The organism is Streptomyces sp. NBC_01257 (genome assembly GCF_035917255.1).
In the GTDB taxonomy this organism is placed as follows: domain Bacteria; phylum Actinomycetota; class Actinomycetes; order Streptomycetales; family Streptomycetaceae; genus Streptomyces.
Window position 1 is genome coordinate 7,144,984 of the sequence record NZ_CP108472.1, and the last position, 12,067, is coordinate 7,157,050.

A 12,067-nucleotide genomic window follows, 5' to 3' on the forward strand; every position below is an offset into this window, starting at 1 on the left:
CTCGGGGAACGCGGAGAGGTCCGTACGCGCGGGGGCGGCGGCTCAGTGCGTGGGTGCGGGGCCCGTGGAGGCGCGCGGGACCAGGCGGGAGCCGATCTCCACGCAGGGCGCTTCGCCGCCGCCCGGGCGGCCGGCGATCGTCTCGATGAGCAGGTCGCCGGCCCGGGTGGCGATCTCCTCGGGGTCGATCCTGATGGTGGTCAGGCCCGGGGTGGAGACGGAGGCCAGCAGGGTGTCGTCGATCCCGACGACGCTGACGTCCCCCGGCACGCTGATGCCCAGGTTCGACAACTGGTGCAGCACGCCGAGGGCGACCAGGTCGTTGTGGGCGATCACCGCCGTGGCGCCGTGCGCGCCGACGAGCGTGGCCGCGTGCACCCCGGTCTCGAACCGCGGTTCGTACGGGCCGAGTTCGACCAGTGAGAGGTCCAGGGCCTCGAAGGACTCCTGGATGGACTTGCCGCGGCTGAGCTCGGCGCGCGAGGCGTTGATGAACACGCAGCGGCGGTGGCCGTAGGCGCGCAGATGCTCGACGGTCTGCGCGATTCCGGCCGACAGGGAGATCCGTACCTCGGGAATGCCGGGCACATGGCGGTTCACGACCACCACCGGCATCCGGTCCGACAGCTCCCGCAGCCGGTCCTCGGTGAGCGTGGAGGCCCACAGCACCAGGCCGTCGACCCGCTTGGACACCGCCGCGATCGCCTCCAGCTCATCGGCCTCGCGCTCGTCGCTGTCGGCGACCAGCACCGTGTACCCCAGCCGCCGGGCGCGGGCCTGCATCGCCTTGACGATCGGCGGGAAGAACGGGTTGGCGATGTCCGGGACGATCAGCCCGAGCGTCCCCGTGCCGCCGCCCCGCAGGCTGCGCGCCGCCGGGTTGGGGGAGTAGCCCAGCCTGGCCGCGGCGTCCAGGATGCGCTGCCGCGTCTTCGGCTGGACCTGGTCGGGTGCGGTGAACGCACGGGACACCGTCGACACCGAGACGCCCGCGGCGCTCGCCACCTCCCGGATTGTGACTGCCACAGCCGGCCTCCTCGCCTGATCCCTGCTGGATGCGGTGGATCCTTGCGAACGTTCCCGGACGTGTCAAGAGTGTTTCCACCAGGAAAATCTGCTGTGCGCAAGGGGCTTGTGCCCGGGCGGCATCGATGCCGATGATGCGTTTTCATCAACAGCCATGAAATTGCGGGAACGTTTTCATCGAGGAGTGGCATGAAGATCACCGGCCTGGAAGTGCTGACGCTGCCCGACCACGGCGACAGCATGATGCTCGTGGTGGTCGACACCGACGAAGGCATCCACGGCCTGGGCGAGGTCGGCATCAGATCCCGGCAGCAGGCGGTCGCGGGCGGGCTCGCCCACCTGGCCGAGCTGATCACCGGTGAGGATCCGCGGCGCATCGAGCACTTGTGGCAGGTGATGTTCCGCCGCGGCTTCTTCCCCGCCGACCGGATACTCGGCGCCGCCATCGCCGCCGTGGACGTGGCCCTGTGGGACATCCGGGGCAAGGCGCTCGGCGTACCGGTGCACGAACTCCTCGGCGGCCGGGTCCGCGACCACGTACCCGCCTATGTGCACGTCGGCGACGGGTACCACGACCGGGAGTGGTTCCTCGACCGCTGCCGCGACCTCGTCCGGTCCGGCTGGCGCCATCTGCGCTTCGCCGCACCGCACGACGCCGACGACGTGCTGGACGCCCGCCGCTGCCTGCGCGACACCGTCGAACTCTTCCACCAGGTCCGGGACGCGGTGGGCCACGAGGTGGAGCTCATCCTGGACGTCCACACCCGGCTCGACCCGCCCGAGGCGCTGACCCTGTGCCGGGAGATCGAGGCGGCCCGCCCGTACTTCGTGGAGGACCCGCTGCGCTGCGAGAACCCCGACAGCTACCGGATGCTGCGGGCGCGCACCGGCGTCCCGCTGGCCGCGGGTGAACAGTACGGATCCAAATGGGAGTTCAGGCCCCTGATCGAGGGCGAGCTCATCGACTACGCCCGGGTCGACGTGGGCGTCGCCGCCGGTCTGACCGAGGCGAGGAAGATCGCGGCCATGGCGGAGGCCCACCACATCAAGCTCGCCACCCACAACCCGCTCGGCCCGGTCACCGCGGCCTCCTCGCTCCAGCTCAACCTGGCCTGCCCGAACGTGGCGGTCCAGGAGCACCAGACCGACCCCGAACCGGACATCGCCGCGCTCTTCACCCACCGCCCGGTGGTCGTGCCCGGACGGATCGAGCTCAGCGAACTGCCGGGCATCGGGGTCGACATCGACCGCGACGAGGCTCGCGCGTACCGGGCGACCGCGGCCGAGCGCCCCCATCTGCGCACGTCGGACGGGGCGTTCACCAACTGGTAGGGGGCGCCGGGGCGGTGACGGCCGGACCGTCCGCCGCCCCGGTCGCTCAGCCGGTCAGCGCCAGGGGCCCGTCACCGCGAACGTCGTCCCCGGCGTGTAGCAGTTGACGAACATCGTCCCCTGGTCCGGCGCGAACGTGACCCCGGCGAACTCACCCCACTCCGGCTCCTCGTCCGTCCCGGTGTTCTGCCGGCCGCGCGCCATCGCGTACACCTCGCCGCGCCGCGTCAGACCGAACACGTGCTGTGCCCCGCCGCCGTCCTCGCACACCATGAGCCCGCCGTCGGAGGCCAGACAGATGTTGTCCGGGGACTCGCCGGGAAGCTGGATGTCCGTGTCCGGACCGAAGGCGATGACCAGCGTCAGCCGGCGCCGCTTCGGCTCGTAGCGCCACACCTGTCCGAAGTGGTCGGCCGCCGACCCCTCCGCGCTGTGCGCGAAGCTGGAGACGAAGTACACCGAGGAGCCGCCCCAGTAGCAGCCCTCCAGCTTCTGGCCGTGGGTGACGCCCTTCGGCCCGAAGTCCTGGAAGCGGATGGCCGTTCCGGCGGCCAGCGGATCCGGTACGGGGACCCACTCGATTCCCTCGAAGACCGTTCCGGTCTCCTGGACCGCGGAGAGGTCGGGCACACCCGGCACCCGCATGGCCTCCAGCCGGCCGCCGGCCCGCAGCGAGCCCGTGCCGCCGAGCGGCTTCTCGGGCAGGAAGCGGTAGAAGAGCCCGAACGGCTTCTCGAACGCGTCCTCCGTCTCGTACACGACGCCGCTGCGCGGGTCGATCGCGATCGCCTCGTGCTGGAAGCGGCCCATCGCGGTCAGCGGCACCGCGCCGGTGCGGTGCGGATCGGCGCCGTCCACCTCGAAGATGAAGCCGTGGTCCTTGGTGTAGCCGTTGGTGCCGGCCTTGTCCTCGGTCTCCTCGCAGGTCAGCCAGGTGTCCCAAGGGGTGCGCCCACCGGCGCAGTTGACCGCGGTCCCGGCGATGGCGACGCGTTCGCCGAGGACCTTGTTGCGGCCGTCGAGCTCCAGGGCCGTACAGCCGCCCTTGCCCATCGGGTCGTAGGTGAGCCCCTCGACGGTCGGTACGGGGATCGCGGCGTCGACCCGGTTCTCGTGGTTGCGTACCAGCCGGACGTGGCCGCGCCGGCCCGCGAAGGCGGCCATGCCGTCGCAGTGGCTGGGCACCGGGCCCTCGCCGGAGCGGAGCGGGTCGCCCTCCCGGGACAGCACCCGGTAGCGGAAGCCCTTGGGGAGGTCGAGGAGCCCGTCCGGGTCGGGCACCAGCGGGCCGTAGCCCGCGTGGCCCCGGGCGGCGGCGGTGCCCGCGAAGAGTTCGGAGAAGGCCCCGGTGAAGGCGATCGAGACGGCGGCGCCGCCCGTGGCCAGGACTTGTCGGCGTGTCGCGGAACGTCGAGGTGCGGTTGACATGAGCAACTCCCTGTTGGCGGACAGGTGACATGGCTTCGTCAAAAGCAGGCCTGCCCGTTCGAGGCCTCCGGTGAACGTTGTCACGCCGGAGTGTCCGGTCCCGGCCCGACGCTCCGGGGCGGAGGCGGACGCTGCGCGGACCCCGGGACGGGGAGTGCATCCCCGGGCGCCGGACCGGGACCGGACGGCCGGAGCGGCCGCAGCGGACAGCACTGTCCCCGGGCGGGCAGGTGCCGGCCCGGGGACAGTGGGTGAGCGCGGAACGATCAGGCGAGCGAGGCGCTGAGCGTGATCGTCGTGCCCGTCAGCGCCTGGCTGACCGGGCAGTTCGCCTTCGCGTCCTCGGCCGCCTTGACGAAGCCCGCCTCGTCGAGACCGGGCACCTCGCCCTCGACGGTGAGGTGGATCCCGGTGATGCCGGTGCCCGGCTGGAAGGTGACCTCGGCCTGGGTGTTCAGCCGGGTGGGCGGGGTGCCGGCCGTGGCGAGACCGTTGGAGAGCGCCATCGAGAAGCAGCTGGAGTGTGCCGCGGCGATGAGCTCCTCCGGGCTGGTCTTGCCGTTCGCCTTCTCCGCGCGGGACGGCCAGGAGACCGGGTACTCCCCGATCCCGGAGGAGTCGAGGGTGACGACACCCTTGCCCTCGAGCAGGTTGCCTTCCCAGACCGTGTGCGCCTGACGCGTGGTAGCCATGCTGGTTCCCTTCAAACGGAATGCGCGGTTCTACGGGGGAGGCGGGCCACTTCGTCGTGTCCCGCCGGTGGTACGTCCCCGAACCTACTGCGCCACCAGTCCCTTTGCGTCGCGCGCCAGCGCCGTCAGCCGGGAGATTGCCCGGAAGTACTTCTTCCGGTACCCGCCGTTCAGCATCTCCTCGCTGAACAGCCGGTCGAACGGCATCCCGGAGGCGAGCACCGGCACCTCCCGGTCGTACAGCCGGTCCGCGAGCACCACGAGCCGCAGCGCGGTCGACTGGTCGGGCACCGGCTGCACCTCGGTCAGGCACACCGCCCGGACGCCGTCCGTCAGCGCGCCGTACCGGCTCGGGTGGACGCGGGCCAGGTGCTCCAGGAGCGCGGGGAAGTCGTCCAGGCTCGCGCCCTCGGTCGCGTACGCGGCCCTGGTGACCTGCTCGTCGGAGTACGGCGGCGGGGCGTCGGGCAGCCCGCGGTGGCGGTAGTCCTCGCCGTCGATGCGCAGCGGGCGGAAGTGCGAGGACAGCCCCTGGATCTCCCGGAGGAAGTCGGCCGCGGCGAACCGGCCCTCACCGAGCTTGCCGGGCAGCGTGTTGGAGGTCGCGGCGAGCGCCACGCCCGCCTCGACCAGCCGGCTCAGCAGCGAGGAGACCAGCACGGTGTCGCCCGGGTCGTCGAGCTCGAACTCGTCGATGCACAGCAGCCGGTGCCCGCTCAGCGTCTGCACGGTCTGCTGGAAGCCCAGCGCGCCCACCAGGTTCGTCAGCTCCACGAAGGTGCCGAACGCCTTCAGCGAGGGCGCGGCGGGCGTGGCGTGCCAGAGCGAGGCCAGGAGATGGGTCTTGCCGACGCCGTAGCCGCCGTCGAGATAGACGCCGCGCGGGCCGCTGGGTGCCGCGGGCTTCTTGCCGCCGAACCACTTGCGCTTGCCCGTCCCCGTCGCGTGCGCCCCGCCGAGCCCGGCCGCGAAGGCGTCGAGCACCTTGACGGCCTCGATCTGGCTCGGCTGGGCGGGGTCGGGGACGTAGGTGTCGAAACGCACCGAGTCGAAGCGCGGCGGCGGCACCATCTCGGCGACCAGCCGGTCGGCGGGGACGCGCGGCTCGAGGGCGCACAGGGACAGCGGGGCCGTTTCGGCTATGGGGCGGGACCCCGGCACGGCGGTGGAGGAGGACACAACTGTCTAGCTTACGGCCGTGCCAGACTGCCTGACATGCGACGCCTGTTCCCTGTGACCGACCTGACAGCGGCCGACGACCGTGGCGAGTGGAGTCTGGACGCCCTCGCCGAGGCCTACGCCTATCCCGAGACGGGCGGCCCGTGGCTGCGCGCCAACATGGTGTCGACCCTGGACGGCGCGGCCCAGCACGACGGACGCTCGCAGCCGATCTCCTGCGAGAGCGACATGCGGATCTTCGGGACGCTGCGCGGGCTGGCCGACGTGGTGATCGCGGGCGCGGAGACGGTACGTCTGGAGGGCTACCGGCCCGCGCGCGCCCGGGAGGCCTTCGCCGCCCGGCGGGAGGCCGCCGGACAGGGGCCCGCGCCGGCGATCGCCGTGGTGAGCGGCAGCCTGGACCTGGACTTCTCGCTCCCGCTGTTCACCTCGCCGCTGGTCCCGACCCTGGTCCTGACCGGCGCGGGCGCGCCGCCCGACCGGATCGCGACCGCCCGGAAGGCGGGTGCCGAGGTGGTGATCGCGGGGGAGGGGTCCCGGGTGGATCCCGCCCGGGCGGTGCGGGAGCTGGCCGGACGCGGGCACCGGCGGCTGCTGACGGAGGGCGGGCCCCGGTTGCTCGGCCAGTTCGTGGCGGCGGGGGTGCTGGACGAGATGTGCCTGACCCTGGCGCCCGTGCTGACGGCGGGCGACGCGCAGCGGATCGCGGGGGGCCCTTCGGTCGCCGTGCCGGAACGATTCGCCCTGGCCTCGCTGCTGGAGGAGGCCGGGTTCCTCTTCTCTCGGTACCGTCGGATCTGACAATCGGCGGAATATTCCGTTCCGGTTAGCGTTCGGTGGGCAGAATGGATCTCGCAGACCCCGTGCGAGCACGGGGAAGGATGGTTTCAGCAGCGACCGGTGACGGTCACTGAAGCAGAAGGGCGCCTGTGGTGTTCACCAGCGTTTTGATGATCGAGAAGCCCCTCACTTCCGAGGACGTCGAGTTCGTCACCACCCTGCACGGGGAGGAGCAGATCTCCTTCGTCGTGCTGATGCAGCCGCGTGGTGACCAGGCGGATGTGCTGTTGCGGGCCATCGACGACCTGGCGATGGGCGAACTGAAGGAAGCGGCCCGCGAGAGCGAGGAGCCCGAGGGCAAGAACGCCAGACAGTCCGCCGAACTCGCGCTGGAGGTGTCCCTGGAGGCGCTGCGCCAGGCGGGCTCCGAAGCCGTCGGACAGGTGATCGAGGACCACCCCCTGGACAAGCTCACGTCCGTCGTCGAGGAGGCGGAGGCCGACGAGGTCATCGTCCTGACCGCCCCGCACTACGTCGAGGAGTTCTTCCACCGCGACTGGGCGTCCCGCGCCCGGCACAAGGTCGGCGTACCGGTGCTCAAGCTCTTCGCGCACAGCGAATAGGCTGGGAGCCCCTACCCGTACCACCCTGGGAGACACACGCATGGCACCCGGTATTCCTGCCGCCATGGAACGGCCGCACTTCATCGGCATCGGCGGCGCCGGAATGTCGGGCATCGCGAAGATCCTCACCCAGCGCGGTGCGAAGGTCGCGGGCAGTGACTCCAAGGAGTCCGCCACGGCCGGGGCGCTGCGTGCGCTGGGCGCGACCGTCCACATCGGACACGCCGCCGGACACCTCGCCGACGACGCCACCTGCGTGGTCGTCTCCAGCGCCATCCGCGGCGACAATCCGGAGCTGGTGCGCGCCGGGGAGCTCTCGGTCCCCGTCGTGCACCGCTCCGACGCCCTCGCCTCCCTGATGCGGGGACTGCGCTCCATCGCCGTCGCGGGCACCCACGGCAAGACGACCACCACGTCGATGCTGGCCGTCGCCCTGACCGAGCTGGGCCTCGACCCCTCGTACGCGATCGGCGGCGACCTGGCGGGCCCCGGCACCAACGCCACGCACGGCGAGGGCGCGATCTTCGTCGCCGAGGCCGACGAGAGCGACCGGAGCTTCCAGAAGTACGACCCCGAGGTCGCGATCGTCCTCAACGTCGAGCTGGACCACCACGCGAACTACGCCTCGATGGACGAGATCTACGACTCCTTCGAGACCTTCACCGGCAAGATCGTCCCCGACGGCACCCTGGTGATCTCCGCCGACCAGTCCGGCGCCGTCGAGCTGACCCGCCGGGTGCGCGACCTGTCCACGCTCAAGATCGTCACCTACGGCGAGTCCGAGGACGCGGACGTCCGCGTCCACAAGATCACCCCGCGCGGTCTGACCAGCGAGGTCACCGTCGTACTGAACGGGAAGTACCTCACCTTCACCGTCTCGGTCCCCGGCCGCCACTACGCGCTGAACGCGGTGGCCGCCCTCGCCGCGGGCGTCGCCCTCGGCATCCCCGCCCACAACCTCGCCTCCGCCCTCGGCAAGTACACCGGGGTCAAGCGCCGCCTCCAGCTCAAGGGCGAGGCCGCGGGCGTCCAGGTCATCGACAGCTACGCCCACCACCCCACCGAGATGACCGCCGATCTCGAAGCGATGCGCGGGGCCGCGAGCGACGCCCGGATCCTGGTCGTCTTCCAGCCCCACCTCTTCTCCCGCACCCAGGAGCTCGGCACCGAGATGGGCCAGGCCCTCGCGCTGGCCGACGCCTCCGTGGTCCTGGACATCTACCCGGCCCGCGAGGACCCGATCCCCGGCATCACCAGCACCCTGATCATCGACGCCGCGCGGACCGCGGGCGCCGACGTCACCGCCGTGCACGACAAGGCGACGGTGCCCGAGGTCATCGCGGGAATGGCGAAGCCCGGCGATCTCGTTCTCACCATGGGGGCGGGCGACGTCACGGACCTCGGCCCGCAGATCCTGGACCACCTGTCGAGCTGAGGGAGCCACCGTGCCGTACGACATCGAGAAGCCGGACGAGCAGTGGCGGGAGGAACTGTCCCCCGCCGAGTACGCGGTCCTGCGCAAGGCCGGCACCGAGCCCGCCTTCGTCGGCGAGTACACCGACACCAAGACCACGGGCGTCTACTCCTGCCGCGCCTGTGACGCGGAGCTGTTCCGCTCCGACACCAAGTTCGAGTCGCACTGCGGCTGGCCGTCCTTCTACGACCCGAAGGACACCGACGCGGTCGAACTGATCCAGGACCGCAGCCACGGCATGGTCCGCACCGAGGTCCGCTGCGCACGCTGCGGCTCGCACCTGGGCCACGTCTTCGAGGGCGAGGGCTACCCGACCCCGACGGACCAGCGGTACTGCATCAACTCGATCTCGCTGCGGCTGACCCCCGAGGCCTGAGAACCGGCCCCCGAAGAGGACTGACGCGCCGCGTCAGTCCTCTTCCGGCGTCTCGGGCTTCAGCAGCGGGTGCACCACACCGGGGAAGACCCGGGCCCGCACGACCGACTCGGCCGAACCGCCCTGGATCACGGTCTCCGCGACACCCCAGGGCCGCCCCGCGAGCTCCACGGTCAGCGTGTACGCGGCGGAGCAGCCGGTGCACTCGTAGCGGTCCACCCACGTCTCCACCTCGGTGGTGCTCCCCGGGTACCGCGCCACGTGCCGGTGCCGGGCGTGGCACCGCCCGCACGTCTCGCCGGGCTCGCAGGTGCCGCCACAGGGGCACGGCACGTCGAAGGATTCCGCCGGGCGCCAGCGCTGCGTGAGGACGGCCTCACGCGTGGCACCCATGTCCTTCATCGCCTTGAGATTGCGGGCGGCCACGTTGTACGACTCACCGGTCGCCGCCATCCGGTCGCGGATCACGTCCTTGCGGCCGCGGTTCGTCGTCATCTGTCGTTCCTCCTGGGTGTCACGCAGCCCGCCAGGAGGCCCACGAGATCAGTAGACACCAAAGGTACCCGGCACACCGCACCACCGACGACACGCACGGGAGGGCCCGCGGCCGTTCAGATCCGGCGCACCCGGCCCGCGATCCGCCGGCCCAGCCGCCCCAGGGTGCCCTGGCCCCGGCGGTTCCAGTCGCGGAATGCCTCCGCCCGGCCACTGCTGCCCGAGCGCCCCACGGCCTCCTCCACCGCCGCGACCTCGTCGGCGGAGAACGTCCGCACCGCGGGGCGCAGCACCTCCGTCAGCAGGGCGGCGGACGTCCTGCTCCACTCCGCACCCGCGTGCGGATGGGCGGTCCAGACGGCGAAGCAGTCCGCGGCGTAGGCCGGCTCGGCCGCCAGCCTGGACCGGACACCGGGGCCGCGCGCCGCCCGGTCGTACGCAGCCACGAGATCCGGGTCACCGCTGTGCACGAGGGCGTACAGCTCGGCCTCCGGCCGGTCCGGTGCGAGCAGCCGCTCGGCGAGGGCCCCGAAGGCGTGCCCGAGCACGTCCGGTTCCACCGGCTCGGCGTCCTTGCGCAGCGCCCGGGCCCGTTCCGCCCACTCCGGGGCCGCCGCGTCGGTGCGTATCTCGCGCGCGAAGTCCAGCAGCAGCAGCGCCGCGCGCTCCCGCCCGCCGATCTGCTGCGGGAATCCCCGCAGCAGGTCGTGCGCCAGCGCGGGTGCGTCCTCGTCGCCGGCGGGGGCGCCGAGCGCCGCGGCGACCAGGTACGACCAGGTGCCGGCCGTCCGGTGGGCGTCCGAGGTGGCGGCCTCCAGCAGCATCCGGGCCTCGGCCGCCGTCATCCCGCCCTCCTCCCACACCAGCCCCACGGCCGTCCGCAGCACCAGCGGCTCCGCGAACGGCGACATCCCGGCGGCCCGCAGCACCCGGTGCACCGCGCCCACCCGGTCCTGGCCGCACCCGGCCTTGGCCTCCGGCGCCTCGGCGCACATCCGCAGGTGCGGCAGCAGCTGAGTGCCGGTGAACGGCAGCGGCACCCGCCCCAGCAGCCGCTCCACCCCCGCCGGGTCCTGCGGAGCGATGGCGTCCAGCGCACCGAGCAGAGCCGTACGGACGTCGAACTGCTCGTCCATCAGCTCCAGCAGCGCGGGCGCCCAGCGGGGCTCGCCGTCGGCGTCCGCCAGCAGAGCGGGCGCGAGCCGGCGCACGACCGAGGGCAGCAGTTCCGCACAGTCCACGTCGAGCAGCCGGGCCACCCGCAGCAGCTGCACCGTCCGGGCCACGTCCTGGCCGGCGCCCGCGCCGCTCAGCTCGGTGACGGTCTCCGGACCGAGGACCGCGGCGACGGCCGCGCCCTCCGGACCGCTGAACGCGGTGCGGCCCGGCAGTTCCACGGAGCCGTTGCCGCCGCGCACCGCCTCGGTGACCAGCATCGCGGCCAGCGGCGCCGTGGTCGCCGCGGGGGAGCGGCCGTCGAGTGCGGCGAACAGCCGCCCCGCGGCGTCGAACTCGGGCCCGGTGCGGTCGTCGACCCCGGGCGCGGTCAGCGCCTCGACCAGCTGCCGGGTCCGCTTGGCGTCCAGCGCGTAGGGCCGCTCGGCGGCCCAGCCGGCCGCGGCGGCACGCTCGTTCGGCCCCAGGGCGACGCCCGCGCACAGCGCCGTGACCGCCAGCGGGCCCGCGGCGAGCGGCTCCCCCGGCAGGTCGGCGGCCTCCCGGAACAGCTCGGGGGCCCGGCTCCGCCATATCCGGGCGGCCGTCTCGGCCCAGGCGTCGTCCACGGTCCCTTCGGGGCGCGGACCGGTGCAGGTGTGCACACGGAAAGCGGGGTCCGTCAGCTCGGGCGCGTCCTGCGACAGCACTCCGATGATCTGCTGCGGGGCCCGCTCCGGGTGGCGGGTGTAGGTGGTGAACGTCAGCCGCTCGGCCGACTCGGCGGGGAGGGCGACGCACGCCAGCGCGATCCACCGGGCCACGTCGTCGCTCTGCCGCTCGACGAGCACGACCCGGCCGGAGGCGTCCGCCCCGCTCAGCCGGCGCAGATCGGCCAGGACCCCCGCGAGCCAGGGGCCGCGGGAGACGGCGAAGTCGTTGAGCCCCTCGCGGTCGCGGGCATGGCCGGTGGCGGGAAGCGCGGCCAGCGGGCCGGGCGTCGTACGGTCCGGGGTGGCGGCGGCCCAGCGGGCGGAGCGGCAGGCGGTGACGGGGAGCGCACCGCCGGGCAGCCGGTTTCCGGCCGGGATGTGGACCGCGTGCGCGTGGAAGCCGATGGAGGAGTCCGGGGCGGGGCGGACCGCGACGGTCCGGGCCAGCAGATGACTGCCGTCGGAGAGCACACTGAAGCTGAAGGCCTCGGGCAGGGCGCGCAGCGCGGCGTCCGAGAGCCGGGACGCGGTGCCGGCCGGGGGTTCGTACGCCAGGAGCGGTCCGGCCTCGGTGAGGACGGACGCGGGTATCGCGGCGTCAACTGCGCTGAAACGGCCCCGTATCGGTTCCGCCTCGCCGGTGTCGGGAACGTCCCCGTCGGTTGCGGAGGTGTAGTGCAACTGCGCGAGGCTCATGCGTCGGCTCTCTTCGTCCCTGCCGTGAATGTCCCCCTGCCACCCGCGCTTGCCGTCCCGTGGTGGCAGCGCCGTCCCGGCAGAGCGACGACCCCGGC

11 protein-coding genes are annotated in these 12,067 nt (G+C 72.7%); 5 read left to right on the forward strand and 6 right to left on the reverse strand.

The window, feature by feature from the left end; all coding sequences use genetic code 11:
- Positions 1-42 precede the first annotated feature (42 nt).
- A complete protein-coding gene (locus OG408_RS31150) occupies positions 43-1,026 on the reverse strand; it encodes a LacI family DNA-binding transcriptional regulator (RefSeq protein WP_266784155.1) in 984 nt (327 codons plus the stop codon).
- A 189-nt stretch (positions 1,027-1,215) separates the two neighbouring features.
- On the opposite strand from OG408_RS31150, the gene OG408_RS31155 reads away from it, so the two are divergent.
- Positions 1,216-2,358, forward strand: coding sequence for a mandelate racemase/muconate lactonizing enzyme family protein (locus OG408_RS31155; protein ID WP_266784157.1), 1,143 nt, complete (start codon positions 1,216-1,218; stop codon positions 2,356-2,358).
- 54 nt (positions 2,359-2,412) lie between these two features.
- Here the strand turns inward: OG408_RS31155 and OG408_RS31160 are convergent, their stop codons facing one another.
- From OG408_RS31160 to zapE, 3 genes are all read right to left on the reverse strand, one after another.
- A complete protein-coding gene (locus OG408_RS31160; protein WP_266784159.1) occupies positions 2,413-3,786 on the reverse strand; it encodes an alkaline phosphatase PhoX in 1,374 nt (457 codons plus the stop codon).
- 266 nt (positions 3,787-4,052) lie between these two features.
- On the reverse strand, positions 4,053-4,478 hold the full coding sequence (locus OG408_RS31165; protein WP_266784161.1) for an OsmC family protein: 426 nt from the start codon (positions 4,476-4,478) through the stop codon (positions 4,053-4,055).
- Positions 4,479-4,562: 84 nt separating this feature from the next.
- On the reverse strand, positions 4,563-5,657 hold the full coding sequence (zapE, locus tag OG408_RS31170; protein ID WP_285566292.1) for a cell division protein ZapE: 1,095 nt from the start codon (positions 5,655-5,657) through the stop codon (positions 4,563-4,565).
- A gap of 36 nt (positions 5,658-5,693) precedes the next feature.
- Here zapE and OG408_RS31175 point away from each other — a divergent pair, with 36 nt between their 5' ends.
- The 4 genes from OG408_RS31175 to msrB all read left to right on the forward strand — a co-directional run bounded on the left by OG408_RS31175 (position 5,694) and on the right by msrB (position 8,910).
- Positions 5,694-6,458, forward strand: coding sequence for a pyrimidine reductase family protein (locus OG408_RS31175; RefSeq protein WP_326673184.1), 765 nt, complete (start codon positions 5,694-5,696; stop codon positions 6,456-6,458).
- Positions 6,459-6,607: 149 nt separating this feature from the next.
- The gene (locus OG408_RS31180; protein WP_266784167.1) at positions 6,608-7,060 is read left to right on the forward strand and encodes an indole-3-glycerol phosphate synthase; all 453 of its coding nucleotides are present in this window, start codon (positions 6,608-6,610) and stop codon (positions 7,058-7,060) included.
- 40 nt (positions 7,061-7,100) lie between these two features.
- The gene (gene murC / locus OG408_RS31185) at positions 7,101-8,495 is read left to right on the forward strand and encodes a UDP-N-acetylmuramate--L-alanine ligase (protein WP_285566297.1); all 1,395 of its coding nucleotides are present in this window, start codon (positions 7,101-7,103) and stop codon (positions 8,493-8,495) included.
- Between the two features lie 10 nt (positions 8,496-8,505).
- Complete coding sequence (msrB, locus tag OG408_RS31190; RefSeq protein WP_285566299.1) at positions 8,506-8,910, forward strand: peptide-methionine (R)-S-oxide reductase MsrB; 405 nt, start codon at positions 8,506-8,508, stop codon at positions 8,908-8,910.
- Positions 8,911-8,943: 33 nt separating this feature from the next.
- On the opposite strand, the gene OG408_RS31195 is transcribed toward msrB, so the two are convergent.
- Together OG408_RS31195 and OG408_RS31200 are read right to left on the reverse strand one after the other, a co-directional pair.
- Positions 8,944-9,405, reverse strand: coding sequence for a hypothetical protein (locus OG408_RS31195; protein WP_266784173.1), 462 nt, complete (start codon positions 9,403-9,405; stop codon positions 8,944-8,946).
- Positions 9,406-9,521: 116 nt separating this feature from the next.
- Positions 9,522-11,969, reverse strand: a complete 2,448-nt coding sequence (locus tag OG408_RS31200) for a GTPase-associated protein 1-related protein (RefSeq protein ID WP_326673186.1) — start codon at positions 11,967-11,969, stop codon at positions 9,522-9,524.
- Positions 11,970-12,067: the final 98 nt, after the last annotated feature.

Coding starts and splice junctions, on each gene's coding strand:
- OG408_RS31155 (WP_266784157.1), top strand. CDS start 1,216: ATGAAGATCACCGGCCTGGAAGTGCTGACGCTGCCCGACCACGGCGAC.
- OG408_RS31160 (WP_266784159.1), bottom strand. CDS start 3,786: ATGTCAACCGCACCTCGACGTTCCGCGACACGCCGACAAGTCCTGGCC.
- OG408_RS31165 (WP_266784161.1), bottom strand. CDS start 4,478: ATGGCTACCACGCGTCAGGCGCACACGGTCTGGGAAGGCAACCTGCTC.
- OG408_RS31175 (WP_326673184.1), top strand. CDS start 5,694: ATGCGACGCCTGTTCCCTGTGACCGACCTGACAGCGGCCGACGACCGT.
- OG408_RS31180 (WP_266784167.1), top strand. CDS start 6,608: ATGATCGAGAAGCCCCTCACTTCCGAGGACGTCGAGTTCGTCACCACC.
- murC (WP_285566297.1), top strand. CDS start 7,101: ATGGCACCCGGTATTCCTGCCGCCATGGAACGGCCGCACTTCATCGGC.
- OG408_RS31195 (WP_266784173.1), bottom strand. CDS start 9,405: ATGACGACGAACCGCGGCCGCAAGGACGTGATCCGCGACCGGATGGCG.
- OG408_RS31200 (WP_326673186.1), bottom strand. CDS start 11,969: ATGAGCCTCGCGCAGTTGCACTACACCTCCGCAACCGACGGGGACGTT.